Origin of the sequence: Chitinasiproducens palmae (assembly GCF_900095735.1) — a bacterium.
Classification (GTDB): domain Bacteria; phylum Pseudomonadota; class Gammaproteobacteria; order Burkholderiales; family Burkholderiaceae; genus Chitinasiproducens; species Chitinasiproducens palmae.
This window is the reverse complement of the sequence record NZ_FNLO01000012.1, coordinates 105819-130045: the sequence shown is the minus strand read 5'-3', so window position 1 is coordinate 130045 and position 24227 is coordinate 105819. Positions and strand designations below refer to the sequence as shown.

Below are 24227 nucleotides of genomic sequence, written 5' to 3'. Positions count from 1 at the left end.
CTGCAGCAACATGTGGCGGCGAGCGATGCGTGCCACCCGCCAGATCCGTTTTCCGCTCCGTTCCTGTACTCGTCCAGAAAAGACATGCTGACTTCAGACCGACTGCACGGCATCCTGCCGGCCATTCCGACGCCCGTCCACTCGGACGACACCATCCATGTCGAAGCGACGCAGACCTTGGTGCGCTACCTGCGCGCGCAGGGCGTCGACGGTTTCGTGCCGCTGGGTGGTACCGGCGAATACGGCGCGCTCGATCATGCGCAGCGCATCCGCATGGTGGAACTGCTCGCCAGCGAGGTAAAGAACGAATTGCCGATCATAGCGGGCGTGCTTGATCCGGGATACCACGATGCGATGCGTGCGGCGCGGGACTTTTCCGCCGCGGGCGCCGACGCATTGCTGGTGCTCACGCCGTACTACACCAATCCGACGCAGGAAGGCATTCGCGATTACTACCTGCGTTATGCGGATCAGTCGCCGGTGCCGATCCTGATTTACGAAATTCCGTATCGCACCCGCATCTCGATCGCGCCGGAAGTGTTGCACGAGCTGTCGCGCCACGAGCGCATCATCGGGATGAAGGCCTGCAACACCGACATGTGGCACTTCCTGCGCACGGTTGCCGGCGTCGATCCGTCTTTCACGGTGCTGAGCGGTGAAGACACCCTGTTCCCGATGCACGTCGCTGCGGGCGCGCGAGGCGGCATCCTGGTGACTGCCTCGCTGCTGCCGGCCGCCTGGCGCCGTATTCACGCCTTGGCATCGTCCGGCGAGCTGCAGCAGGCGCTTGCGCTGCACCGGCAATTGATTCCGTTGATGTCGATGGCCTTCGCCGAAACCAATCCGGGACCGATGAAGGCAGTCATGGACCTGATCGGTGTCGACGCGCCGGACATGCTTGCGCCGCTGCGCCAACCCGATCCGGTTCTGGCCGGCAACCTGCGACGTGAACTGGCGAAGCAGCTCGAAGCGTTCGGAGCAAAGTGACGGAGCACTGCCGCCGGGCCGTCCGGCTGCAGTGGATGTTCCGTTGAGCGAGCGGTCGTCAGCGTCGTAGCGCCGACAGCCGCGATTTCGAGATCGAAGTCGCGGCTACCTGCACGTGCTGCGCGAGTTCCGCCTCGGCACGCTTGAGCGTCCAGCGCGACGTAGGCACGGAGATGTTGATCGCGGCCACGCCGATGCCACCGTAGTCGGTGACCGGAGCAGCAATCGAGATGTCGCCAAACACTGTCTCGTTTTCCGCGACCGCATAGCCGCGCCGAGCGACCTTGCGGATGCGCTCGAGCAGCCGCTGCGGGTCGGTTTCGGTGAACGGCGTCAACGGCTCAAGGCGCGTTTGCGCGAGGATCGCCTTGACGCGCTCCTCCGAGAGGCGTGACATGATTGCGATGCCGGCGGCCGTGAACATCGCGGGCAGGCGTGCGCCGACGACGATGTCCATGTTGACCAGGTGCTGGCCGGGAAAGCGCGCGACGAACACGATTTCGTTCGCGTCGAGCTCCAGCAAGTTGGTCGTTTCGCCTAGCCGGCGGCTCATGTCCAGCAGGTAGGGCGATGCCTTCTCGATCAGTTCGTTCGCGCGCAGATAGTTATACGAGAACTGCAGGACCTTGGTGGTCAGGCCGTACATGCGCGTGTCAGGGATGCGATGCAGGTAGCCGAGCGCCTCGAGCGTGTGCACCACCCGTTGCGTGCTGCTGCGGTCGAGCCCTGTGGTGCGTGCGATGTCGATCAACGTCAGATGGCGCGCGGGACCGTCGAACGCATGCAACACGCGAAACGTCTTGTCCGTCGAACCGATGAAAAGAGAAGATCGTGTATGCGTTTCCGTGGTTGTGGGCTGGGACATGGCCTGTTCTATCGTCTCGCGACATGCGTCGCGCGTGCGTGACAGTATAGTCATTCACGGAGCGTAGTAAATGCACGTTGCAGGGAATCGATAGGTGGAATCGAGGTGGTGGGCGAGAGGCGAACGCCGATCATGCGCTGGCGATGCGCTGACGATGCGACCCGACGACCGCGCCGGGCATGCTGGAGCCCACGCATGTCAGACATGTTGCGCGCGCTCGATGTGTTCGATGCGCGAGGCAACTGGCGACACGTTGAAAAAACGACCGGTGGCGCGGCGTGGTCACGACCCCATGAGATTCATAGGACAACGAATTCTGCGTGTTGTCATGCGGCGCGTACTGGCGACGCCGCCTACGTACCGGCGATGGGCAGGCGGGCAAACCAAAGGGCTGTCTCGCCCGCAGCCGGCACCGAGGTAACGGCGTTCGGACGACGCAGCGTCGAGCCATGCTGAATTAAAGCAAAGCGCTTGTACCGAGCGGGCGGAGGCGTCCCGCGTCGGCGTGGCCGACACTTGTCGTGCCGGAAAGGGCACAGGGCATGGCTTGTATGTGAGATGGGCACGCTGCGCCCACGGCGATGGCGCGCGTCGGTAGAGCGTCGCGTCGGATCGATCGCGGCTCGTCGATGGCGAGCCCAATCGGTGATTGAGATGGATCAGTGCGATGGATAAGTGCGTGGAGCGAATGCGTGCAGCGATTGAGTCGGCGTTCGTCGCGGGCGCTGTTTTTGCGGAGGCGCGAGCGACGTCGCGCAGGGCAGTTGGCGGGCGCTGCGATGCACGTCCGATGCGCGACGTGTTATCGTCGGGCCGGTCTCCATCTTACTTCCGCTGGCGCGACGCGGTGCGCCGCCGGCGGCATCCTTTCCAGCCCATGAGTCTCGACAGCGTACGCGCCTTCCTTGCCAGCCACGCACCCGACATCGACATCATTGAAGCGGGCAGCAGCACCGCCACCGTCGCCGAAGCCGCAGCCGTGCACGGCGTGGCGCCGGGCCAGATAGCGAAGACCCTGTCGTTGCGCGTCGGCGAGCGCGTCGTGCTGATCGTCGCGCGCGGCGATGCGCGTCTGGACAACGCCAAACTCAAGCAGGCGCTTGGTGTCAAGGCGAAGATGCTGGAAGCCGAAACGGTCGAGACGTTGACCGGCCACCCGGTGGGCGGCGTCTGCCCATTCGGCCTTGCACAGCCGTTGCCGGTGTATTGCGACGAGTCATTGCGCGCCTTCGATATCGTACTGCCGGCGGCCGGTGCCCGACATGCGGCGATTCGCATCGCGCCGGAGCGCCTTGCGGCGCTTACCGGCGCGACCTGGATCGACGTCGCGCGAGTCGAGGCGTCCTGAGGTCGGACGACACCTGCGGTATGCCGGGCAACGCCACGGCTGGGCGGCAAGCCAAGCCGCGCATCGGTGGCCGACACGACGAAATCGTGCCGGCGCCTGTCGTGTCACTCGCCGGTGCTGTCGGTGACGACGGGGCGGGGGACGTCGTCGTGCCGCCGGGCTTCCTGCAATTGCAGCGCGCGTTTTCGATCGACGCCCCAACGATAACCGGACAGTCCGCCGTCCTGCCGCACCACGCGGTGACACGGTATCGCGACGGCCAGTAGATTGGCCGCGCAAGCGCCGGCCACGGCGCGCACCGCGGCCGGGGCGCCGACACGACGCGCCAGCTCCGTGTAACTGACCGTCGTGCCGGCCGGGATGTCGCGCAGGGCGCGCCAGACCCGTTCCTGAAACGCCGTGCCGCGCACGTCGAGCGGCAGCGCGAGGCCGAGCCACGGCGCCTCGACGAGCCCTGCGACCTGCGCGACGCGTTGCTCGAAATCGACGTCGTTGCCGTGCAGGACGGCATTCGGGAAGCGGGCGTGCAAATCGTGCAGCAGTGCCTCGGGCTCGTCGCCGAGCAGAATCGCGCAAATGCCGCGTTCGCTCTCCGCGACAAGCAGCGCACCCAGCGTACATTGGCCGATCGCGAAACGGATCGCGGTCCGCAGGCCGCCGCGCCGGTAGTTGCCTGCGGCCATGCCGAGGCGGTCGGCCTCGTAGAAACGGCTGCTCGAACCAAAGCCCGCCGCGTACAGCGCGTCGGTGACCGACCTGGCACTGCCCATCTCGGCGTGCAGCCGTCGCGCTCGACAGGCATCGCCATACGCCTTCGGCGTCAATCCCGTGAGGCGCCGGAACAGGCGGTGGAGATAGCCGGTACTCACGCCGGTCCGCAGCGCGAGTTCGGCAAGCGGCACCGGTCCGCCGGCCGCTTCGATCAGACGGCAGGCGTCCGTGACGCGGGCCGCGGCGCGCCCATCGGCATCGTCTTGGGGCGCGGAGGTCCCCGGCAGCGCGTCGCGCATCGTCGCAACGGCGGGCTCGGACTGGGTGCGCTGGCTGGGCTTGGAGGCGGTGGCTCGGTTCATGGGGCAACTGTAGTGAGATTGCCGCGCGCGCGCACTCCGTTTCTTGCACTGCGCTCGCTGCATTCTGTCTGTCGCATTCGGCTGGCTATATTCGGCTGGCTGTATCGGCGCGCTGGCTTCGGCTTGCTGGCTTCGTCTTGTCTGGCGTCATGTCTGGCTTCGTCATGTCTGGCCTCGATGCCGGGGCGCGCCGTCGCCGGCGCGTGGTCAGCCGGCTCTGCGGAAGGTCAGGTTGAAGCGCCGCTCGCCAACGCGTGGATGCGGGACAGCCTTCAGCGGCAGGATGCCGTGGAAGCGCAGCCGGTCGACGCCGCCCCATACCGCCACGTCGCCGTGCAGCAGCGGGATACGCGTCGCCCGGTCGGCCCGCGCGTGGCCGCCGAACAGGAAGATGGCCGGCATCCCGAGCGAAACCGAAACGATGGGCGCGCCCATGTCGCGTTCGTTGCGATCCTGGTGCAGCGACATGCGGGCGCCGGGCATATAACGGTTAATCAGACAGGCGTCCGGCACGAAGCCGTCGAAGCCGGCCGCGGCGGCGGCTTCGCGTGCCAGCCGTTCGAAGGCGGCCGGCAGGGCAGGCCAGTCGCGACCGGTCAGTGGATCGCGGGCGACGTAACGGTAGCCGGCGCGGTCGCTGACCCAGCCGAGCCGGCCGCAGTTGCTGGTCGACACGGACATCGGCAAACCGCCCGGCGTGTGCATCTGGCGCAGCGGTGCCGCCAACAACACTGCCTTCACGCCGGCAAGCAGTGCCTCGATGTCGGGCAGTGCGAAGCCGCGCAGCACCCACGCGTGCTCGCCGAGGCGCTGCCGGCCGCGTCCGCCGCCCAGCGTCTCGTCCGCCTCGTCATCGAACAGTCCGCGCGTCTGCGCCATTGCCGCTCCCGCCCATGCGCGCGGGCGACCCGCGCGCTCCAGGCGGCAATGATCGCATGCCAGGCGCGTCAGTAGGCGAAGCAGATCGATTTCGACTCCGTGTACGCATCGATCGCGGCGCGGCCGTGCTCGCGGCCGATGCCCGACTGCTTGAAGCCGCCGAACGGCATCGCCGGGTCGACGATGTTGTGGGCGTTGAGCCATACGTTGCCGGCCTCGAGGCGGTCGGCAACGCGCATCGCCCGGCTGATGTCCTGTGTCCAGACACTGGCGCCGAGCCCGTAGATCGTGTCGTTGGCCGCCCGTATCACTTCGTCGAGATCGTCGTAGGGCATGGCCACCAGCACGGGTCCGAAGACTTCCTCGCGGACCAGTGTCAGTGGCGCCTTCGAAGGGTTCGCGAACACGGTCGGACGCACGAAGTAGCCGTCGCGCTCGGGCGCGGCGCCACCGGCGACCAACTCCGCGCCTTCCTGCCGACCGGTGTCGATCAGGCCGAGCACGCGCTCGCGGTGGCGTTGCGAGACCAGCGGTCCCAACATCTTGTCCGCCTCGAAGCCGGAACCCAGCGTGGCGGCTTCCGCTGCCTCGGCCAGGCCGGCGACCGCCGGTTCGTACAAGCGCTTCGGCAGATAGATCCGCGAGCCGGCCGTGCAGATCTGGCCGCTGTTCGCGAAAATGGCGGCGCTTGCGCCGGCCACCGCGCGGTCGAGGTCACAGTCGTCGAGCACGATGACCGGACTCTTGCCGCCCAGTTCGAGCGCGACGCGCCGGATGTCGCCGCCGCAGCGCGCGCCGATCAGCTTGCCCACTTCGGTCGAGCCGGTGAAGGTGATCTTGTCGACCCCGGCGTGCGAGACCAGCGCCGCGCCGGCCTGTTCACCGCTGCCGGTGACGACGTTCAGCACGCCGCGTGGCACGCCTGCCGCCAGCGCGAGTTCGGCCAGCAGCAGCGCACTGAGCGGCGTTTCCTCGGCGGGCTTCAGGACGACCGTGCAGCCGCATGCCAGCGCGGGCGCGATCTTCCACATTGCCATCGCCGCCGGGAAGTTCCACGGCACGATGGCGCCGACGACGCCGACCGGCACGCGCGTGACCATCGCGCGATAACGGGTGCCCGGCGGGAACGGCACGGACAGCTCGACATTGCTGCCGTCAATCTTGGTGGCCCAGCCGGCCATGTAGCGCAACCACTGGGCGCTGCCGCCCGCCTCGACCGCGCGCGCGAGCGCCAGCGGCTTGCCCTGGTTCAGCGTTTCGAGCGCGGCGAGCGAGTCCGCGTGGGCGTCGATCAGATCCGCGAAGCGCAACAGCAGGCGTTCTCGCGCGGCCGGCAGCATGTCGCGCCATTCCGCCCGTTGGAGCGCGGCGCGCGCGGCCCGCACGGCGAGGTCGACGTCGGTGGCATTGCCAGCCGGCACGCGTGCGATCTCGCTACCCGTGGCGGGATCGAAGACCGCGAAGGTGCCGCCATCGGCGGCGCTCCGCCATTCGCCGTCGATGAGCATCCTGTCTCGAATGGCCTGGCGGGCGATGTCCTGCATCGGAACTGCGTTCATCGGTGTTTCTCCTGGAAATTTCCGGGCGGTGCGCGCGTCTCGAATGGACGCCGCGCACGACCGGCTTGCGCTAGCGGTCGTCACACACCGAGGTAGGCGTCGCGTACCGCCGGATCGTCGAGCAGGGCGCGCGCGGTGCCGGTGTGGACGATGCGTCCGGTCTCCAGCACATAGCCGCGGTCGGCGATGCCGAGGGCGACCGCGATGTTCTGTTCGACGACCAGTACCGTGATGCCTTTCTCCTTGAGCGAGGCGACGATGCCGAAGATCTGGTCGATGATCAGCGGCGCCAGGCCCAGCGACGGTTCGTCGAGCAGCAGCAGACGGGGCCGCGACAGCAGCGCGCGTCCGATCGCAAGCATCTGTTGCTGGCCGCCGGAAAGCGCCGAAGCGATCCGCTTGCGCATCTCGCCGAGCACCGGGAACAAGGCGTAGACCTCGTCCGTGTCCCGTGCGATGTCCCGGTCGCGGCGACGATAGGCACCCAGGCGCAGGTTGTCCTCGACGCTCAGCGACTTGAACACCTGCCGTCCCTCCGGAGACTGCGCGATGCCGAGGTCGACGCGCGTGTGCGGCTTGCTGCGCTCGATCGGCTTGCCGTCGAGCAGGATGCGCCCGCGTCGCGCTGGATGCACGCCGGACAACGTACGTAGCAGGGTTGTCTTGCCGGCGCCGTTGGCGCCCAGCAGCGCGACGATTTCTCCCTCGTCGACTTCGAGCGAGACGTCCTGCAGCGCGGTCACGCGCCCATACGCGGCCGACAGGCCGTCAATCCGCAGCATGATTGGCCTCCGAGGCGGTTGAACGTGTCTGCACCTCGTCGGCATGCGTGCCGAGATAGGCGGCGACCACGCGCGGATCGCGGCGGATATCGGCCGGCAGGCCTGTCGCCAGCACGCGTCCCTGGTCCAGAACGAGGATGCGGTCGGAGATCCGCATGACCATCTTCATGTCGTGCTCGATCAGCACGATGGCCGTGCCGCTGTCGGCAATCGCGCGCACCAGCCGGTCGATCTCCGCGGTTTCCACCGCATTGCAGCCGGCGGCCGGCTCGTCGAGCAGCAGCACTTCGGGTTCGGTGGCCAATGCGCGGGCGATCTCGAGGCGCTTGAGGGCCCCGTACGACAGGTTGCCGGCGATGCGCTCGGCGTCTTCCGCGAGACCGACCCGCGTCAGGCAGCGCAGCGCGGCCTCGCGCGTCGCGGCATTCTGGCGCCGGACCGACGGCAGCATCAGCAGGTCCGACAGCACATGGGTCTTCTCCCAGCGCGCCCGACCGATCATCACGTTTTCCAGTACGGTGAGCCGGAAAAACACCTGCAGGTTCTGGAACGTGCGCGACATGCCGCGTCGCGCCAGTTCGAAGGGCCGCCTGCCGTTGACGTCTTCGCCGTGCAGGCGCAGATGGCCCGCATCCGGCCGGTACACGCCGGACACCATGTTGAACAGCGTCGTCTTGCCGGCGCCGTTCGGTCCGATCACCGCCAGCACTTCGCCGGCATGCACGTGGAACGACACGTCCTGCACGGCGGCCAAGCCGCCAAAGCGAATCGACAGGCCTTCGACCTGCAGGCGCGGCGCTTCCGGATTCCGGGCGACCGCGAGGGATGCGATTGCGTTCATCGTTGCCGCCACACGCGCGCGAGCGCCGGAATGATGCCATTGGGAAGGAAGATCATCGAGAGCATGATGATCAGGCCGATCACGACGTCCTGGTATTCGGGCACCGTCGCCAGCGCCTGCGGCAGCAGCGACAGGATGGCGGCGCCCGCCACGGCGCCGAGCGGCGAGCTGACGCCGCCGACCACGACCATCGCGACGAACTCGACCGAGTTCATGAAGCTGGCCACGTCCGGGGTCAGGAAGCCGTTCATCAGGGCCAGCGCGGCGCCGGCAACGGCGGCGTACACCGCTGCAATCACAAACGCCTGCAGCTTCCGTCGGGCGATGTCGATGCCCATGCCCGCGGCGGCGACCTCACTGTCGACCAGGCCGCACAGCGCCCGTCCGGTCGGGCTGTGCCGCAGGCAAATCGCCAGCGCGATGCCGATCAGCAACAGGCCGCCGCTGATCCAGTACCAGATCCGCGTGCCGGTCACGCTCAGCTCGCCTATCGTGAGCGGCAGCACGCTGGTGCCGTCAGGCCCACCGGTGAGCGCGCCCTCGTTGGTGATGACCAACGCCACGAGCAGGCTGAGGCCAAGCGTCGCGATCGCGAGATAGTGGCCGCGCAGGCGCAGGATCGGCTTGCCGATGATGAACGCGAGCAGGCCGCAGGCGAGCACCGCCACTGCGACGGCGAGCAGTGGCGGCACGTTGTAACGGGCCGGCAGGATCGCCACCACGTAGGCGCTGATGCCGAAGAAGCCGGCATGCCCGAGACTCACCTGGCCGGCCATGCCGGTCAGCACGTGCAGGCCGAGCGCGGCCAGCGACATGATCCAGATCAGCGCGGCCAGGCGCAGCAGGTAGACGGACTGCATGACGAAGGGCAGGGCGGCGATCAGCACGGCCAGGACGAGCAGGCCGGTCCAGTGCCTGAGGTGCCAGGCGCGACGTGGCGCGCCAGCGTTCGAATCGAGTGCGGTCGGAGGCGGATGCATGTGCGCTCTTGTGATATGGGGAAGGAACATGCCGTCGCGGGCATGACGGAAACGTCGGTGGCGCGCGCGCCGCCGACGATCTTTCAGACGCGTTCGACGGCCTTGCTGCCCAGCAGACCACCCGGCATCGTCAGCAATACGAGGATCAGCGCCACGAAGGCCACGCCATCCTTGTAGACGGAGGTCAGATAGCCCGCCGCCAGCGATTCGAGCAGGCCCAGCAGCAGACCGCCAAGCACCGCGCCGAGCGGATTGCCGATCCCGCCCAGCAGCGCCGCGGAGAAGCCCTTCATCGCGAGCAGCACACCGATGTCGTAGCGCGTCAGCGTGATCGGCGTGACCAGCACGCCAGCGAGTGCGCCCAGTGCCGCCGACAGGCCATACGCGAGGCACAGCGACAACGAGATGTTGATCCCGACCAGCTTGGCGGCCAGTCGGTTCGATGCGCACGCCCGCAGGCCCTTGCCGGTCACGGTCCGTTGCAGGAACAGGTAGAGGCCAGCGAACATCGCGAGCGTGCTGCCCAGCACCCAGAGGCTCTGCGTGGTGATCGACGCGCCGAGCATGTGGACCGTCGGGCGCGAAGAGATCGGCGGCAGCGAATGGAACTGCTTGTCGAAGACCAGCTCGGCCACGCCGCGAATGAAGATCGACGCGCCAAGCGTGATGATCACCAGCGATACGTCCGATGCCTGCCGCGCCGGCTCGATGGCCAGCTTCTGCAACAACAGGCCGGCTACGATCGCGACGAGCACGGCCAGCGGCGCGGCCGCCCAGAGCGGCACGCCATGCATCGACAGAAAAACGGTGGTGAGGCCGCCGATCATCACGAATTCGCCCTGCGCGAAGTTGACCACGTCGGAGGCCGCGTAGATCAGCGTGAAGCCGATCGCGACGACCGCATACACCGACCCCACCGTCAGGCCCGAGACCAGCAGCTGGACAAGATCATTCATCGCAAATCTCCGGAACGCACGGCGTCACTGCACGAGTTTCCAGTCGCCGTCGTGGATTTCCAGCAGGCGATAGGCGTCGACCGGCAAACCGAGGTGATCCTTGGGCGACATGTTCACGATACCGGCCGTGCCGATGTAGCCCCGGGTCTTCTCCAGTGCGTCGCGCACCTTGGCGGGATCGGTACCATTGGCGCGCTTGATCGCGTCCACCACCATCATCAGCGCGTCGTAGGCGCCACCGGCAAAGCTCGACACCGGCTGTCCGGTCCCTTGCTCGTAGACCTGCGTGAAATCGAGCACGACGCGTTTCTGCGGATCGCTGTCGGGCAACTGCTTGCCGATCAACAGCGCGGGCGCGGGCAGCCGCACGCCCTCCGCAGCGGCGCCGGCAAGCTGGATGAAGCTCTTCGACGCAACCCCCGGGTTTTGATACAGGGGAATCTTCTGCATGCCGAGCTGGCCATAGTTGCGCGTCAGGATCGCCGCGCCCTGGCCCGATGCGCCCGTGTTGACGATGGCCTGCACGCCCGGCGCGCCCTTCAGCTTGAGCAGTTGCGGCGTCATGTCGGTATCGGTGACGCCGTAGCTCTGTTCGGCGACGATCTTCACCCCGTAGTCGGGCGCCACCTTCACGCACTGCGCGCGCATCGACGTGCCGAAGCCGTCGGTTCCGGCAATCAATGCGATGTTGGTCAGCTTGCGCGCCTTCAGGTCGGCGAAGATCCGCTGGCAGCCCATGCGGTCGGTCTGCGGGCTCTTGAAGACCCATTTCCGCACCGGCTCGACGATGTTCACGCCGCCGGCCACCGACATATAGGGAATCTCCGCGCCTTCGAAGACCGGCACCATGGCCATCGTGGTGCCGGTGGTCGAACCACCGAGCACGATCTGTACGCGGTCGTTCTCGACCAGCCGCGTCGCGAACGTGCGCGCCCGGTTCGCGTCGCCGGCGTCGTCGTAGAAGATGGCCTGGAGCGGTCGGCCGATCACGCCGCCCGCCTTGTTGATGCGATCGATGTACAGTTTCAGCGCTTTTTCGGCCGGATCGCCGAGGTAGGACGCGCCGCCGGTCGTGGACAGCACGATGCCGAGCTTGATCGGTTCGGCGGCGCGGGCCGCGCCGAGGCAGGCGAACGTGGCGAGCGCGACACCGGCTGCGCGGTAGAGCGCGCGCAGCGCGGCAGACGGCGACGCCTGACTGGAAGCGTTGATCATTCGTCTCACTCCAACTTTTATTGTATGGAACGCGCCGGCTTTCCATCCGGCGCGCGGCACGCGCGGCGCATCGGCCACGCGCGGTGCATGCGCCGCGCGTGCGCGCGACCGCGTGGACGGGGCGTCAGGCCGGCGACCAGGCGAGGATGGCGGCGGAGTTGTCGCGCTCCGCGCCCAGCGCGTCGCGGGCCTGCGCCCAACGATCGCAGACGAGGCGGCTGACCGGCGCGTCGACACCCACCGCGCGGCCCAGCTCGGCCGCGATGCGTACGTCCTTGGCAAGCAGGCCGATCGCGAAGCCGGTCGCATACTTCTCGCCGACCACGTGCTCCTTCAGCGTCAGGTCGGTGTGGAAATTCCGTCCGGTGGACACGTTCATGATGTCGACCATGTTGCCGGCGTCGAGTCCGAACCGCTTGCCGATGATCAGTGCCTCGGCGCAGGCGGCGAAGCCGGCCGCGGCCACATAGTTGTTCAACGCTTTCATTGCATGGCCCGAGCCGAGCGGACCGGTCGCGAACAGACGCGTGCCCATCGCCGACAGCACCGGCAACACGCGTTCGATCGCCTGCACGTCGTCGCCGCCGTACATGATGGCCAGTTCGCCGCTCTGCGCCCGCGGCACGCCGCCGGAGACCGGCGCATCGACCAGGTAGACGCCTTCCTTGCGCAGCGCCGCGCCGAGTTCCTGCGTGCCGACCGGTTCCGACGAACTCATGTCGATCACCACCGTGCCGGGACGCAGCGAGGCCAGCAGGCCGGGCTCGCCGGCTTCGGCATCGCCGAGCAGTACACGGGTGACGATCGGACCCGTGGGCAGCATCGTCACGATCACGTCGTTCTCGCCGAGCCGCGCGAGTGTCTCGGCGACGCCGGTGTCATGCTCTTGCCCGAAGCGGGCCGCGCGCGCTGCGTCATTGTCGTAAACGGTGACCGCGAAGCCCTTGCGAGCGAGATTGGCAGCCATTGGGCCGCCCATGTTGCCGATACCAATAAAACCGATGTTCATTTTCCAGATCCTCGTCGACTCAGCCGCGTCCCACTTCCTTGAGCGCTTCGGCGGCATGCATGAAGCTGTCCACCGATGCGGGCACGCCGACGTAGATCATCGCGTGCATCAGAATTTCGCGAATTTCGTCCTCGTGTACGCCGTTGGCGATCGCGCCGCGGATGTGCACGCGCAATTGATTCGGCCGGTTCAGGCCGACCAGCATGGCGATTGTCAGGATGCTGCGCATGCGACGATCGAACGGTGGACGATTCCACGTCTCGCCGAAGCAATAGCGCGTGACCATGTCCTGCATGTCGCGCGTGAAGTCGGTCGCGTTGGCGATCTGATCGTCGGCGCCGGCCGCGCCGAACATCTCGCGCCTGACCTTCATGCCCGCCTCGAAAGTTTCCTTGCTGTCCGGCATCCCGATAGTTCTCCTAATAGACGAGTGTGTGCCAAGCCGCAGAAGATTCGGCGGCTTGTCCGAGGTGAGGTGCGTTGCGTGGTCGCCCCGGCGCGCCCCGGCGTGGGGTCTCGACCTGGGTGTGGCGTCGCGTCAGCCGGCCGATGCGACTTCGTAGTGCATGACGACGGCGCCGCCGCTCGCATAGTTCTGCGCGTCGTTGGCGATCGCCTGACCGATTTCGCTCTGCATGGCTTCGCCCATGCTTGCTTCGCTGTCGAATTCGCCTTCCCAGATTGCGAAGTAGGGCGCGGGCGCACCCGCGCCTTCGACGTTGAGTGAATGTCGGCTGGCGCGCAGGTTGGGCAGCGTTGCCACCAGCGGCAGATGCTTCTCGACGTAGTAGCGCGCGAAATGGGCGCGGTCGGTCGGCGGCGGATACAGGACCACGAGCTTGTGCATCACGACTCCCTAGCTAATTCGTTTTGAGCGAAGTTTTAGCTATTGTATAAGTCGTTAAACAAAGCTGAATCGACGTTAACCCTGACCGGATGGTGACGCGCGTTCGTTGTGACCCAGGCGGGCCGAGATGCGACGCGCGCATTGCTTGAGATCGTGCGCAATCAGACTGTCCCAGCGCGCGTCGAGCGTCCCCGACGGACCGATCGACGTCACCACCAGGATGATCTTGCCGTGGCGGTCGAATACGGGTGCCGCGACCGAGCTGATGCCGCTTACCGGCTCGTCGACCGCGCGCGACATGCCGTGTTCGCGCACTTCCGCGAGCATCTTGTCGATCTCCTTGCGGGTCAACGCCTTGTAGCGTCCGCCGAACTGCGATTCGTGCGGCGGCTCGCTGGCAAGAAGGCGCTCGACTTCGGTCGGCGCAAGGTAGGCCGCGAACGAACGGCCCGTCGAGGTGCGCAGCAGCGGCATGGCCGTGCCAGCGCGGATGTTGACGTGGATCGGCTGGCTCGATTCGTTGATGAAGACGATGGTCGGCCCGTAGGTGCCCAGCGAGGCGATGGCCGCGGTGTGTCCGAGCTGGCCGCCAAGCGTGATCACCTCGGGAATGGCGATGCGGATCGGGTCCAGCATCTGCAGGCTGATCAGGCCCATTTGCAATGCGAAGCTGCCGAGTTCGTATTGTCCGGTGATCGGATCCTGCTGAACGAGGCCGATCTTCCCGTAGCTGACCAGATAAGGGTGGGCCTTTGCGGAGGACATGCCGGCGCGCTTCGCCAACTCGCCCAGCGACAGGGGCGCGCCATTGTCGACCAGCGCGTGCAGCAGCTTGCCGCCGACCTCGATCGAACCAATACCTCTTCTTTCGTCACTCATTGTGCGTGTTTCCGGAGATGGTCTGAACCGCCTTGGCGGTCAGCTCCGACTGTACCCTAAGCCCGGCGCTTGGCAGGCACGGGACGAGCGCGAGCGGCGGTGGCCGGCGCTCCGTGGCCAACGCGAGAAGTGCGCTCACGAGCGCGAGCAGGCGGCGCGAGGCGGCCGCGAAAGGACGGGTCCAGGTGCGGCGGCGCGTCGACGCGCCGGGCCTCGATGGCGCTTTGGAGGTTGAGTGGAGCGCGGAACGGAGCGGAATGGCGCGCGGAACCCAGCGACGGGGGTCAGCAAGGCAGCTTGCCGGCGGCCCGACTGTCGTGCGTTGGCGCGGCGCGGGGCCGGGTGGAAGGAGCGGTCGGAGCCACCTTGGCGATCAGTCGGGCGCGTATCGCCACGCTCGGCACGCGCAGACCGACGCGGCGCCCGGTACCAGGCACGGCGCCGGCTGTTGCCACGCCGGCGCCGTCGCGGTCAGGCCGGTCGACGGCGGTCAACGCCGATCAACGCCGATCAACGCCGATCAACGCCGACACAGGGCAAACAGCTCGCTGCGGAAATGGATGCCGAGCCGGTCGAACGCGCGGTTTCGGTAGGTCTTGACGGTGCTTTCCTTGACGCCCAGGTCGGCCGCGATGCCGGCGTGCGTCATGCCGTCGAGCAGGCGGGCACAGACTTCGACTTCGCGATCGGACAGCGTCGGTTCGATGCCGCGCAGCACGGCGCGGCTGTCGGTCGCCCGTTGCGCTTCCCGCAGGGCGCGGTGGCCGCCGATCAAGCGGACCAGCGCGGGCCCGAGTGCCTCGAAGGAGGCGATCTCGAGATCGCTGAAAGGGCCCTGCTCATGGTGGCGATACAGATTCAGCAGTACCGGCGTGCCATCGGTATCGACGCAATAGCTCGACAGCCGCTCGCTCATGCCGTTCTCGGTGTAGATGGCGCGCCGGTAGGGCAGAAACGCAATGTCGTCGGCGCTCAGGCGGCCAACCGGCTCGCGTCCGCCGGTCTGGTGAAGCCGCCGCATGCGCTCGAACAGCTGGTCGTGCTGGTGGTACTGCGCGGCGTATGCATCCCAGCAGCGATACACCAGGTGGCGATCGCGATGCTGGGTGCCCGCGAACAGCAGCGACGGGCGGCGCGCAGCGACACGGATCACGGAGAAATGCGCGGCGTCGACATTGGCTTGCAGGCAATCGAGGAAGGCGGCGGGAAACGTATCGGTGCCGATGCTGCACGCAAGGCGTCCCAGGCCGCCCGGCTCGCGCGGCGCGGGAAGACCGGCATCCCAGACGTCGATCATGGTGGGTCTCTTTTGAATTAACGTGTGAACTAAATCAGCTTAGACGTTTTGGTGCGCGCGTCACATCGGGGTTATACGGAGGCGCGCGCTCGACCTTCGCGCCGCCATGCCGCCATGCGCGCAGACATGCCTCGCGGCAACCGGCGTTCTGGTTTCCCCGTCGTCTCTTCGGTGGACAGCGCCGCGGCAGTGACGCGATACGGTAGCGGCATCGAGAAATGCGATGTCCGCCGGCCGCGTGGACGCAACGACTGTGCAGGCGCCTTCGCGGGCGCAGGGCCGTCCCGCCCAGCGCCAGGCCGACATCGTCCGATCACAGCACCAGGAGATCCCTATGACACTTCCATCGCAGAAACTGATGGCGGCATCGCGCAAGGCCGCCGCGCGCATGGCCAATCGCGACACGCCCTTCATCTTCGACGAGTGGTATGTCGCTGCATTCAAGGAAGAGGTCGGCCGTGCGCTCACGCCGCGCAAGCTGCTCGGCAAACGCGTCGTCATGTATCGGACCGAGGCTGGCGAGGTCGTCGCCGTCGAGGACCGCTGCCCGCACCGCTCGCTGCCGCTCTCCCTCGGCCGGCTGGACGGTGACGACATCATCTGCGGCTATCACGGCTTCCGTTACGACAGCAACGGCGACCTGATCGAAGTGCCATCGCAGAAGAACTGTCCGCGCGGCATCGGCGTGAAGCGCTACGCGACGGCCGAGCGCGGTCCGCTGATCTGGATCTGGATGGGCGATCCGGCAACCGCGGACCACGCGCGTCTGCCACACCAGGAATGGTTCGAGCGCGACGACTGGCGGTGCACGTCGGGTTATTTTAAGCACCCTGGCAACTACGTCAGCATGCACGAGAACCTGATGGACCTGACCCATCTCAGCTATCTGCATGCCGCCACCATCGGTACGCCGGACTATGCGTACGCCCCGTTCGAGACGCAACTCGAGGAAGGGCATTACACGCTGCTCCGCAAGGTCGTGCCGACCACGCTGTCGCCCGTATGGGGCAAGACGACGGGGTTGGACGGGTGCAACACGGCGGCGCGAATTGTTACGTCCGAGTTCCTGTCGCCCGGGCTGCATCGGGTCAGCGTCACGCTATACGACTCCGCACTGTCCGAGTCGGCGCGCAAGGAATTCAAGATCGCCACCGCACACATCCTGACGCCCGAAGACCATTCGAGCATGCACTACTTCATCGTGCACGGGCGCGACTTTGCGTTGGATGACGAGAAGATCGGCGAATTCATGCACGAAAGCCTGTTCGCCGCGTTCAATGAGGACGTCGACGCGCTCGGCGCGCTCGAGAAAGTGCTCGACGATGTCGACGAAAACCACTACGAGATCTCCGTAACCAGCGATGCGCCCGCCGTCGCGACCAGGACGTATTTGAAGCGGCGTGCGATGGCCGAGGCCGAGGCCAGGCAAGCGCTTGCCGAGCCGGTGGTGATCAACTTCCAAGACACCCCGGCGCACGCGGCCGGCTGAGTTAGGTTGCGCCCGGCGCGAGGCTGACCGAGGCCGGGCGAGCCGTGTCGGGCGTGCCGGCATTGCGTGGCAGCTTGCGCTCGATCTCGAAAAATACGGGGTGCCTGCCGGACCTGGCCGTATCTCATGCATTGAGTTGTACTCATCATCAAGCCGGCGAAGTCCGGCAAACGACGCAACGACGCAACGGTCGTGCACCCATAAGAAAACGGAGACACAGATGAAGACCAGCATCGCACTTTCCTCGGCGGCGGGGCTGCTGCTCGGACTGACGGCACCGCATGCCGGCGCGCAGAGCAGCGTCACGCTCTACGGCATCCTGTCCGAAGGCGTCGCCTACGTGAACAACGAGGGCGGCAGCTCCGCGGTGAAGATGCTCAGTGGCACCAACCAGAACAATCGGGTTGGGTTCCGAATTGCCGAAGACCTGGGCGGCGGCAGCCGCGCGATCGGCGTGCTGGAAAACGGCTTCGACGTAACGAACGGGAAGCTGGGTCAGGGCGGCCGCATGTTCGGTCGCCAGGCTTTCGTCGGCCTGTCCGACGATCGTTACGGCACGCTGACGATGGGACGTCAGTACGATATGTTCACGGACTATCTGACACCGTTCGTCACCGCCGTTGCCGCCAACGGCCTGGCCAATCATCCGGGGGATCTCGACAACTCGATGGGCAGCTGGCGATACAGCAACTCGGTCAAATACGTGACGCCGACATTCGCCGGCTTCAACATGACCGGTATGTATGGCTTCAGCAATCAGTCCGAATTCGCGGTGAACCGGATGTACAGCGTGGGCGCGGGCTACCGGAACGGCCCACTGCTGCTCGGCGCCGCCTATACCGAGATGGACCTGCCGGGCACCATCAACACCAGCGGTACCGCCTCCGATGACTACGCCGGCGCGCCGTTCCTCACCTACCACACCAGTCCCCTCAGCACGGCGGTGGGCGTCGACAAGCACCGCAACGTCGGTATCGGCGGTCGTTACGAGTTCGGCTCGCGCTGGCGCTGGAATGTCCTGCTGACCAACTCGCATCTGTTCTACCGCGACGGCACCAGCCTGAGCATGACCAATTACGACACGTCGCTCACGTACAACGTAACACCGACACTGGTGCTGGGCGGCGGCTATATCTACACGCGGGCCAGCTATGGCGGCGTCGCCAGCAATCCGCACTGGCATACGGCACAGCTCAGCATCGACTATTTCCTCTCGAAGCGGACCGACATCTATCTGTTCAATGTGTTCCAACGCGTTTCCGGCGCGTTCGCGACGGCCGACATCTACCTCAATTCGCCCTCGACAGGGCGCACGCAAAACCTGGTCGTCGCGGGCATTCGGCACAAGTTCTGAGCGAAGCTGCGGGCGCGTTGTCTCTCGGGGGCGACGCGCTGGCGGACACGGGCGGCGCGACCGTAGTGCGTGACCAGATTGCGTGACCGGGTTGCGTGACCGTAAGGCCCTGCCGCCGAGGTGGCGGCAGGGCGATAGTACGACAGTGCAATCATAGCGTCTGCCCGGGGGGCACTCGCTCCGCCTGCTTGCGCGCTGCCGGTGCCGCGCGCTCCGCCGCGGGTGACTCGCGGCATTTTCGACCGGCGTGGGCTTCAAGCGAGTTCGACGCCCGCATTCCTTCTCGCCTGCGTCACGCTGGCGCCGCCGCGTGGCTTGGCCTCAGTGCCGCCCTCATGCCAGCGGCGGTCGCCGTCAGAGGCTTTCCCGTTCCCCGACCATCGGGTTCGCGCCGTCTGGCATTCCTCTCCTGCGCGACCCGACAGTTTGCCGGTCCCGCTCGCGCCGACCCGAAAACACGCGGCGCCTTGCGGCGCTTGAACGCGCGCAATGTCACGACAACCGCGGCGGATGATCGACGCGCCGTCGGCGACAGCTATGTGCGCCCGGGCACGGTCTTACAAATTGCGCTCGCTTAGTGTTCGTCAAGCCGGATGGCAGGCCCGACGACGTTCTGTCGCGGCGCGCCTGTGTCCGACGTCGTCGCTGGCAGCACGTGCCGCGACGATTCCAACTGTTCATCTCCAAAAGTCGATCGCGCCGGGCCGCCTGGCCCCGCGGTCGCATGCCGCCGACGAGGAGCCGCCATGCTGGACGCATTCTTCTTCCAACGGACTCAAGTGACGCCCGATGCCCCCGCGTTGTGGGTCGCTGGCGAGACTCTCAGCTATGCGCAGCTGGCGCGACGCGCGTCGGCGGTGGCGCGCAGCCTGGCCGCGTTGCCGGCGCCGAGTTTCGGTTCGGCGGCTCAGCGAGCCGATGTGGAGGGTGCGGAACGCTGTCTGCTGTTGTCGCATCGGCATGCCGACACCTATGCCGGCCTGCTGGGGATCCTGTCCGCCGGCATGAGCTACGTGCCACTGAATCCGACATTTCCGCTGAGCCGAAATGTGGCGGTCGCCAACCGGTCGCGCAGCAAGACGTTGCTGGTGGGCGCGGAGTGCGACGCCCAGTTGCACGCCTTGCTGCCGATGCTCGACCCGCATATCCGCGTGCTGCGGATCAGCGACGCCATCGCGGCCGCGCCGACGCATCCCCCCGTGTCGCGGTTGCCCCGCAGCGACAGCGACACGGCCTACGTGCTGTTCACTTCCGGCACGACCGGGGTGCCGAAAGGGGTCCGTATCAGTCACGCCAGTGCGACGGCGTACGTTGAGCGCCAGGTACAGCTCGATCCTGCCGAGGCGAGCGCGCGCTTCAGTCAGTTCTTCGACCTGACCTTCGACTTGTCCGTGCACGACATGTTCGTGTGCTGGGCGAATGGCGGCTGCCTGTATGTGCCGCCCAGCAGCGATCCACTGTACATGGCCCAGTTTGCGATCGAACATCGTTTGACACACTGGGGATCCGTGCCGTCGGCCGCCAATTTCCTGCGGCAATTCCGCAAGCTGAAGCCCGACAGCCTGCCGGACGTGCGTGTCGCGATGTTCTGCGGCGAGGCCTTGCCCACCGTGCTGGCGCGGCATTGGGCGGCAGCGGCGCCCAACTGCCGTATCCGCAATCTGTACGGGCCGACCGAAGCCACCATTTCGTGCATGCGTTTCGAGGTGGAGCGTGACTGGCTGGCCGGCTTCGACGGCGGCGTCGTGCCGCTCGGATGGTCGCTGCCTGGCGAGGAAACGGTGATCGTCGGCGAAGATGGCGAAGCGGTGCTCGATGGCGAGAAGGGCGAACTGCTGCTCGGCGGACCGCAACTCGCGCAGGGCTATATCTCCGACAACCCGGCTGACCATGCGCGCTTCTTCGAGCGCGCGTTTGCGGGCCGCCAGGCGACACGCTGGTACCGGACCGGCGATCTGGTCAGCGCATGTGCACGCGATGGCATGCGCTTCCATGGACGCATCGACACGCAGGTGAAAATCCGGGGCTACCGCATCGAATTGCAGGACGTCGAACACGCACTGCAACAGTGCAGCGATGCCTCGATGACGGCCGTCGTCGCATGGCCGCGCGACGCGCTCGGCATGCCGAGCGGTTTGGTTGGCTTCGTGACTGGCGCGGCGGCCTCGCCCGAAACGATTGCCGCAGCGTGCCGCAAGGCATTGCCCGCCTATGCGGTGCCGAATCGCATCGTCAAGCTGGAGACCTTCCCGGTCAACGTTAACGGCAAGGTGGACCGGCAGCGGCTGTTGTCGTTCTGCGAAGGTGGCATCGCGGAAGCCGCCTGAGCCGCTTTTGCGTCACCCGGTGAGACGGCGTTTGCGTGGTGGCGCCGTCATGTGCGGATTTCGCTCGATGCAGTGATTGGCGGCCCAAAAGGTCTTGCCGCAACGTGGCGAGTCGCGTGCGGCGATCGCCTTTGCCATGTCAGGCGCGATGGCGATGCGCGACCGCATCGCCGGACCAGGAGCGGCATCGGCCGGTCCGCGCGCTGTCAGACGGGGCTTGGCGCGACGTCGAGCGCGATAGGGGGCGCGACGGGGCCCGCGATGGAACGCTCAGTGTGGGATGCCAACCCAAGCTGGACCGAACCGGTGCGACTATCGACGGTGCGCTGCGGTAATTGTCTCGATACGCGCGCACAGGCGGCCCCATTCCGCAATCGAGCGCACGTCCGGCATTGATGGCCAGCCCTGTCGGCCAGGATGTCCGGCCCGCGACAGGATTACTGGCGTCGCTTCCCGCCGGCGCCGCCGTCGATCGCTTGGGCAAGATGCGTACGGAAATAACCTTGCATCGCCGACGCGGCCACGGTGCTGCCGCGCTCCAGTAGCCAGCTCTCGATGCATTCCAGGAACGCGTCGGCGGTCTCGCCGCCGTGTTCGCGCACATACGTCGAGCGCGCCTCCTCGATGCCGGCCACCAGCGATGTGGCGCGGCGGCTGCGAATCTGCGAGCCGGCGCGTGCGACCTCATGACCACAGTTCAGCCGGACGAAGTCCTTCGCATGCTCATGCCGTTGCTGCGCCGTACGTTTTCGGGGTGTCATCTTCGATAGTCTCCGTTGATCAAGGCAATGCGAAACAGACGACTGGAACGAGAAACCTTGCAGAACGCCGTGAGTCTGGCGATCCGCCGCGAACCGCCGCAAACCGCCGGGCCCAGGCGCCTCGACACCGCCCGGCGAACGGCCGGACGACGACTGCGGGCCAATGCCGATTCGTCCCTTATGCAGCCGCTTCCGCGGCGGGTTCGGCGTGCAAAGGTTCATATGAAGCGACGGAGCGCACCGCGTGTGTTGCAACCCGCAAGACAATCTGAGACACCGATTGCACGTAAACGTCCAAGCGGTATCGTTGAGAAGCGTCCTCAGATGCTCGGTCGCCGAGCGAGCGCGCCCATACCGGCGACGAGGCGACGGCGGCAAGCGCGTCGGCCAATGCGAACGGGTCACCCGGTGCCACGAGGACGCCGTTTTCGCGATGGGAAATAATGTCGGTTACGCCGCCAGCGGCTGTTGCGATAACCGGCCTGCGTGCAAGCATGCCCTCGACCACGACCCGCCCAAACGGCTCCGGCGAGACAGAAGCATGCAGTACAACATCAACGGCCTTCATCCAGGCCGGCACATCGTTGCTGAAGCCGACGAAGTGTACTCGCGAATCAAGCCCCAGTTCTGCAACACGCTTTTGAAGTTGTGCCGCGTAGGCATGCTCGCCAAACAATGCCCCACCGACGACAACCAAGTGCATCAAGGGCTGCAGCGCGATCGCGTCTAAGGCGACGTGTACGCCTTTCCATTTAGCCAGGCGTCCGAAGATGCCGGCGACGAAAACGTCGTCGCCGATTCCTATCGACTTTCTCAATGCTGAACAACGGGCACTCGTAACCGACTCGAAAGGTGCTGCCGCGATCCCATTGGGCAGCACATCAATGCGGTCGGGCGCGATGCCGGTCAGTGTCTGTATGGCCCGCGCGGATGCGTTCGAATTGGCAATGACGTGATCGACTCGGGAGCGAACGATCTGCCGCACGATCATCAGTTGGAGTGCGGAAAAGTGTGCGCGGCTCATGATGTCATGTGCATGCCATATGACGGGCTTTCCGGCTCGCTTTGCCGCAATTGCGCCTAGCACCAGTGCCTTCTGCGTGTTCGCATAGACTATGTCTGTTCGACGTGCAAGTTCGGTCAGACTGTCTATCTGCCTTCTAATGGCACGCATGGCCGCGACGCCTTGTACCGTGCGCTGTAACCTGCCACCGCGTTTCCGCACTGAGTTCAAGCGCGCCTCCACTAACACCGACATATTGACGCCTAATGCCGCTACTCGTTCCGCGAATGGTCCATTGTCGAACAGGACAGTCTGGCAGCGGTCGCCCCAGTGTTCTAGTAATGGCAGCAGTGCGAGCTCGGCGCCACCGAGTTCGCCGCTCTGATCAATCACCATATAGCTGAAGTCGCTGGCGTTAGCCCGTGCTCTTGGGCTCATCCGGTTGAGTTCCATCGCGCTGCGCTCCGCATGAGAGTGGCCGCGGACACGTCCAAGCGCGTGCCGCAAGCATCGGGGTCATACTAGTTTTACGAACGTAAGGCGTAGGTGCGTTCGCGCACGCTGAAAAAGGCGTTCGCCTCCTAAGCTTGTCGCATTGACGTGCGTATCGTTGCGGTACGCCATTCCGTTTGCGGAGGGAAAGATGAAGGTTGCGATCGTTCACGACTGGCTGGTCACCTATGGCGGGGCGGAGCGCGTGCTCGAACAGATGGTCGAGTGCTTCCCGGAGGCCGACCTGTTCAGCCTCATCGACTTCCTCCCGGACCGGGACTTCATCAAGGGCAAGCATGCGAAGACCTCGTTCATCCAGCGCCTGCCGATGGCCAAGTCGCGCTATCGCGGCTACCTGATGCTGTTTCCGATGGCCATCGAGCAGCTCGACCTGTCCGCCTACGATCTGGTGATATCGAGTTCGTACGCGGTCGCGAAAGGCGTGCTCACCGGACCGGACCAGCTGCACGTCAGCTATGTGCATTCGCCGATACGCTATGCATGGGATATGCAGAATCAGTATCTGAAGGAGTCCAAACTGGAATCGGGGGTCAAGTCGATTCTGGCGCGTTCGATCCTCCATTACATCCGGATGTGGGATACGCGCACGGCGGACGGCGTGGACCAGTTTCTGTCGAACTCCGCGTTCATCGGCAGGCGCATCGCGAAGGTGTATCACCGCGAGTCGACCGTCGTCTATCCGCCCGTCGATCTCGATGGCTTCAGCGTGATGGAGAACAAGGACGATTTCTACGTGACGGTGTCGCGGATGGTGTCGTACAAGCGGATGGACCTGATCGTGCAGGCTTTCAACGCGACCCCCTGGCGGTCGCTGGTGGTGATCGGCGACGGGCCGGAGATGGCGCGTCTGAAGGCGATGGCAGGGCCGAATATCGTGCTGTTGGGCCATCAGCCTTTCGAGGTCCTGCGCGACCACCTGCAACGTGCGCGCGCCTTCGTGTTCGCCGCCGAGGAGGACTTCGGCATCTCCGTGGTCGAGGCGCAGGCGTGCGGCACGCCGGTCATCGCCTACGGCAAGGGCGGCGCGTTGGAGACGGTGCGCGGCGAAGATCAGGAATGCCCGACCGGCGTCTTCTTCGGCGAACAGACCGAGGCGTCGTTGCAAGGCGCGCTCGCACGCTTCGAGCGTCAGGCCACCCGTTTCACGGCTGGCAATTGCCGCGCGAACGCGGAGCGGTTTTCCAAGGCGCAGTTCCGTCAGTCGTTCATGACCGCCGTGACACGTGCGATCGCAGCGAAGGCGGACTCGCGTTGCGGCGTCAT

The 24227-nt window shown here is 66.1% G+C and carries 21 protein-coding genes and 1 pseudogene; 6 read left to right on the top strand and 16 right to left on the bottom strand.

Annotation, left to right across the window (positions count from 1 at the left end; translation table 11 throughout):
- Positions 1-84: 84 nt before the first annotated feature.
- Positions 85-987, top strand: a complete 903-nt coding sequence (locus BLU54_RS18410; RefSeq protein WP_091911670.1) for a dihydrodipicolinate synthase family protein — start codon at positions 85-87, stop codon at positions 985-987.
- A gap of 58 nt (positions 988-1045) precedes the next feature.
- Here the strand turns inward: BLU54_RS18410 and BLU54_RS18405 are convergent, their stop codons facing one another.
- Complete coding sequence (locus BLU54_RS18405) at positions 1046-1852, bottom strand: IclR family transcriptional regulator (RefSeq protein ID WP_091911802.1); 807 nt, start codon at positions 1850-1852, stop codon at positions 1046-1048.
- Between the two features lie 877 nt (positions 1853-2729).
- Here BLU54_RS18405 and BLU54_RS18400 point away from each other — a divergent pair.
- The gene (locus BLU54_RS18400) at positions 2730-3200 is read left to right on the top strand and encodes a YbaK/EbsC family protein (RefSeq protein WP_091911800.1); all 471 of its coding nucleotides are present in this window, start codon (positions 2730-2732) and stop codon (positions 3198-3200) included.
- A 104-nt stretch (positions 3201-3304) separates the two neighbouring features.
- Here the strand turns inward: BLU54_RS18400 and BLU54_RS18395 are convergent, their stop codons facing one another.
- The 13 genes from BLU54_RS18395 to BLU54_RS18335 all read right to left on the bottom strand — a co-directional run bounded on the left by BLU54_RS18395 (position 3305) and on the right by BLU54_RS18335 (position 15517).
- Positions 3305-4273: a methylated-DNA--[protein]-cysteine S-methyltransferase gene (locus tag BLU54_RS18395; RefSeq protein WP_235838023.1), complete on the bottom strand. Its 969-nt coding sequence runs from the start codon at positions 4271-4273 to the stop codon at positions 3305-3307.
- A gap of 207 nt (positions 4274-4480) precedes the next feature.
- Positions 4481-5152: a DNA oxidative demethylase AlkB gene (gene alkB, locus BLU54_RS18390; RefSeq protein ID WP_091911666.1), complete on the bottom strand. Its 672-nt coding sequence runs from the start codon at positions 5150-5152 to the stop codon at positions 4481-4483.
- 68 nt (positions 5153-5220) lie between these two features.
- Entirely contained in the window at positions 5221-6711 is a 1491-nt protein-coding gene (locus BLU54_RS18385) for an aldehyde dehydrogenase family protein (RefSeq protein WP_091911664.1), read from the bottom strand.
- An 80-nt stretch (positions 6712-6791) separates the two neighbouring features.
- On the bottom strand, positions 6792-7493 hold the full coding sequence (locus BLU54_RS18380; RefSeq protein WP_091911662.1) for an ABC transporter ATP-binding protein: 702 nt from the start codon (positions 7491-7493) through the stop codon (positions 6792-6794).
- A complete protein-coding gene (locus BLU54_RS18375; RefSeq protein ID WP_091911660.1) occupies positions 7480-8334 on the bottom strand; it encodes an ABC transporter ATP-binding protein in 855 nt (284 codons plus the stop codon). The genes BLU54_RS18380 and BLU54_RS18375 overlap by 14 nt, the downstream gene beginning before the upstream one ends.
- Positions 8331-9314: a branched-chain amino acid ABC transporter permease gene (locus tag BLU54_RS18370; protein ID WP_091911658.1), complete on the bottom strand. Its 984-nt coding sequence runs from the start codon at positions 9312-9314 to the stop codon at positions 8331-8333. Before BLU54_RS18370 ends, BLU54_RS18375 begins: the two co-directional genes overlap by 4 nt.
- Positions 9315-9397: 83 nt before the next feature.
- On the bottom strand, positions 9398-10270 hold the full coding sequence (locus tag BLU54_RS18365) for a branched-chain amino acid ABC transporter permease (protein ID WP_091911656.1): 873 nt from the start codon (positions 10268-10270) through the stop codon (positions 9398-9400).
- A 24-nt stretch (positions 10271-10294) separates the two neighbouring features.
- Positions 10295-11485, bottom strand: coding sequence for an ABC transporter substrate-binding protein (locus BLU54_RS18360; protein WP_091911655.1), 1191 nt, complete (start codon positions 11483-11485; stop codon positions 10295-10297).
- A gap of 124 nt (positions 11486-11609) precedes the next feature.
- The gene (locus BLU54_RS18355) at positions 11610-12494 is read right to left on the bottom strand and encodes an NAD(P)-dependent oxidoreductase (RefSeq protein WP_211435375.1); all 885 of its coding nucleotides are present in this window, start codon (positions 12492-12494) and stop codon (positions 11610-11612) included.
- Between the two features lie 19 nt (positions 12495-12513).
- Positions 12514-12900 carry a carboxymuconolactone decarboxylase family protein gene (locus BLU54_RS18350; RefSeq protein ID WP_091911651.1) on the bottom strand — a complete coding sequence of 129 codons (387 nt, stop codon included), beginning with the start codon at positions 12898-12900 and terminating at the stop codon, positions 12514-12516.
- A gap of 132 nt (positions 12901-13032) precedes the next feature.
- Positions 13033-13341, bottom strand: coding sequence for an EthD family reductase (locus BLU54_RS18345; RefSeq protein ID WP_091911649.1), 309 nt, complete (start codon positions 13339-13341; stop codon positions 13033-13035).
- 75 nt (positions 13342-13416) lie between these two features.
- Positions 13417-14220, bottom strand: coding sequence for an IclR family transcriptional regulator (locus BLU54_RS18340; RefSeq protein ID WP_091911647.1), 804 nt, complete (start codon positions 14218-14220; stop codon positions 13417-13419).
- Between the two features lie 520 nt (positions 14221-14740).
- Positions 14741-15517, bottom strand: a complete 777-nt coding sequence (locus BLU54_RS18335; protein WP_091911645.1) for a helix-turn-helix transcriptional regulator — start codon at positions 15515-15517, stop codon at positions 14741-14743.
- 334 nt (positions 15518-15851) lie between these two features.
- Here BLU54_RS18335 and BLU54_RS18330 point away from each other — a divergent pair, with 334 nt between their 5' ends.
- The 3 genes from BLU54_RS18330 (at position 15852) to BLU54_RS18320 (ending at position 20687) form a co-directional block, all read left to right on the top strand.
- Complete coding sequence (locus tag BLU54_RS18330) at positions 15852-17006, top strand: aromatic ring-hydroxylating dioxygenase subunit alpha (RefSeq protein WP_091911643.1); 1155 nt, start codon at positions 15852-15854, stop codon at positions 17004-17006.
- Between the two features lie 220 nt (positions 17007-17226).
- The gene (locus BLU54_RS18325) at positions 17227-18360 is read left to right on the top strand and encodes a porin (protein ID WP_091911641.1); all 1134 of its coding nucleotides are present in this window, start codon (positions 17227-17229) and stop codon (positions 18358-18360) included.
- A 746-nt stretch (positions 18361-19106) separates the two neighbouring features.
- The gene (locus BLU54_RS18320; RefSeq protein ID WP_091911639.1) at positions 19107-20687 is read left to right on the top strand and encodes an amino acid adenylation domain-containing protein; all 1581 of its coding nucleotides are present in this window, start codon (positions 19107-19109) and stop codon (positions 20685-20687) included.
- A 437-nt stretch (positions 20688-21124) separates the two neighbouring features.
- On the opposite strand, the gene BLU54_RS18315 is transcribed toward BLU54_RS18320, so the two are convergent.
- Both BLU54_RS18315 and BLU54_RS18310 read right to left on the bottom strand, forming a co-directional pair.
- Positions 21125-21448 carry a hypothetical protein gene (locus tag BLU54_RS18315; RefSeq protein WP_091911637.1) on the bottom strand — a complete coding sequence of 108 codons (324 nt, stop codon included), beginning with the start codon at positions 21446-21448 and terminating at the stop codon, positions 21125-21127.
- Positions 21449-21626: 178 nt separating this feature from the next.
- The gene (locus BLU54_RS18310; RefSeq protein WP_091911635.1) at positions 21627-22904 is read right to left on the bottom strand and encodes a glycosyltransferase family 4 protein; all 1278 of its coding nucleotides are present in this window, start codon (positions 22902-22904) and stop codon (positions 21627-21629) included.
- A 142-nt stretch (positions 22905-23046) separates the two neighbouring features.
- Here BLU54_RS18310 and BLU54_RS18305 point away from each other — a divergent pair.
- Positions 23047-24216 (top strand): annotated as a pseudogene (locus BLU54_RS18305) (glycosyltransferase family 4 protein); the annotation flags it as partial.
- Between the last annotated feature and the right edge of the window lie 11 nt (positions 24217-24227).

Excerpts from the sequence above, each read along its gene's own strand:
- BLU54_RS18410 (WP_091911670.1), top strand. The coding sequence starts at position 85 with ATGCTGACTTCAGACCGACTGCACGGCATCCTGCCGGCCATTCCGACG.
- BLU54_RS18405 (WP_091911802.1), bottom strand. The coding sequence starts at position 1,852 with ATGTCCCAGCCCACAACCACGGAAACGCATACACGATCTTCTCTTTTC.
- BLU54_RS18400 (WP_091911800.1), top strand. The coding sequence starts at position 2,730 with ATGAGTCTCGACAGCGTACGCGCCTTCCTTGCCAGCCACGCACCCGAC.
- BLU54_RS18395 (WP_235838023.1), bottom strand. The coding sequence starts at position 4,273 with ATGAACCGAGCCACCGCCTCCAAGCCCAGCCAGCGCACCCAGTCCGAG.
- alkB (WP_091911666.1), bottom strand. The coding sequence starts at position 5,152 with ATGGCGCAGACGCGCGGACTGTTCGATGACGAGGCGGACGAGACGCTG.
- BLU54_RS18385 (WP_091911664.1), bottom strand. The coding sequence starts at position 6,711 with ATGAACGCAGTTCCGATGCAGGACATCGCCCGCCAGGCCATTCGAGAC.
- BLU54_RS18380 (WP_091911662.1), bottom strand. The coding sequence starts at position 7,493 with ATGCTGCGGATTGACGGCCTGTCGGCCGCGTATGGGCGCGTGACCGCG.
- BLU54_RS18375 (WP_091911660.1), bottom strand. The coding sequence starts at position 8,334 with ATGAACGCAATCGCATCCCTCGCGGTCGCCCGGAATCCGGAAGCGCCG.
- BLU54_RS18370 (WP_091911658.1), bottom strand. The coding sequence starts at position 9,314 with ATGCATCCGCCTCCGACCGCACTCGATTCGAACGCTGGCGCGCCACGT.
- BLU54_RS18365 (WP_091911656.1), bottom strand. The coding sequence starts at position 10,270 with ATGAATGATCTTGTCCAGCTGCTGGTCTCGGGCCTGACGGTGGGGTCG.
- BLU54_RS18360 (WP_091911655.1), bottom strand. The coding sequence starts at position 11,485 with ATGATCAACGCTTCCAGTCAGGCGTCGCCGTCTGCCGCGCTGCGCGCG.
- BLU54_RS18355 (WP_211435375.1), bottom strand. The coding sequence starts at position 12,494 with ATGAACATCGGTTTTATTGGTATCGGCAACATGGGCGGCCCAATGGCT.
- BLU54_RS18350 (WP_091911651.1), bottom strand. The coding sequence starts at position 12,900 with ATGCCGGACAGCAAGGAAACTTTCGAGGCGGGCATGAAGGTCAGGCGC.
- BLU54_RS18345 (WP_091911649.1), bottom strand. The coding sequence starts at position 13,341 with ATGCACAAGCTCGTGGTCCTGTATCCGCCGCCGACCGACCGCGCCCAT.
- BLU54_RS18340 (WP_091911647.1), bottom strand. The coding sequence starts at position 14,220 with ATGAGTGACGAAAGAAGAGGTATTGGTTCGATCGAGGTCGGCGGCAAG.
- BLU54_RS18335 (WP_091911645.1), bottom strand. The coding sequence starts at position 15,517 with ATGATCGACGTCTGGGATGCCGGTCTTCCCGCGCCGCGCGAGCCGGGC.
- BLU54_RS18330 (WP_091911643.1), top strand. The coding sequence starts at position 15,852 with ATGACACTTCCATCGCAGAAACTGATGGCGGCATCGCGCAAGGCCGCC.
- BLU54_RS18325 (WP_091911641.1), top strand. The coding sequence starts at position 17,227 with ATGAAGACCAGCATCGCACTTTCCTCGGCGGCGGGGCTGCTGCTCGGA.
- BLU54_RS18320 (WP_091911639.1), top strand. The coding sequence starts at position 19,107 with ATGCTGGACGCATTCTTCTTCCAACGGACTCAAGTGACGCCCGATGCC.
- BLU54_RS18315 (WP_091911637.1), bottom strand. The coding sequence starts at position 21,448 with ATGACACCCCGAAAACGTACGGCGCAGCAACGGCATGAGCATGCGAAG.
- BLU54_RS18310 (WP_091911635.1), bottom strand. The coding sequence starts at position 22,904 with ATGGAACTCAACCGGATGAGCCCAAGAGCACGGGCTAACGCCAGCGAC.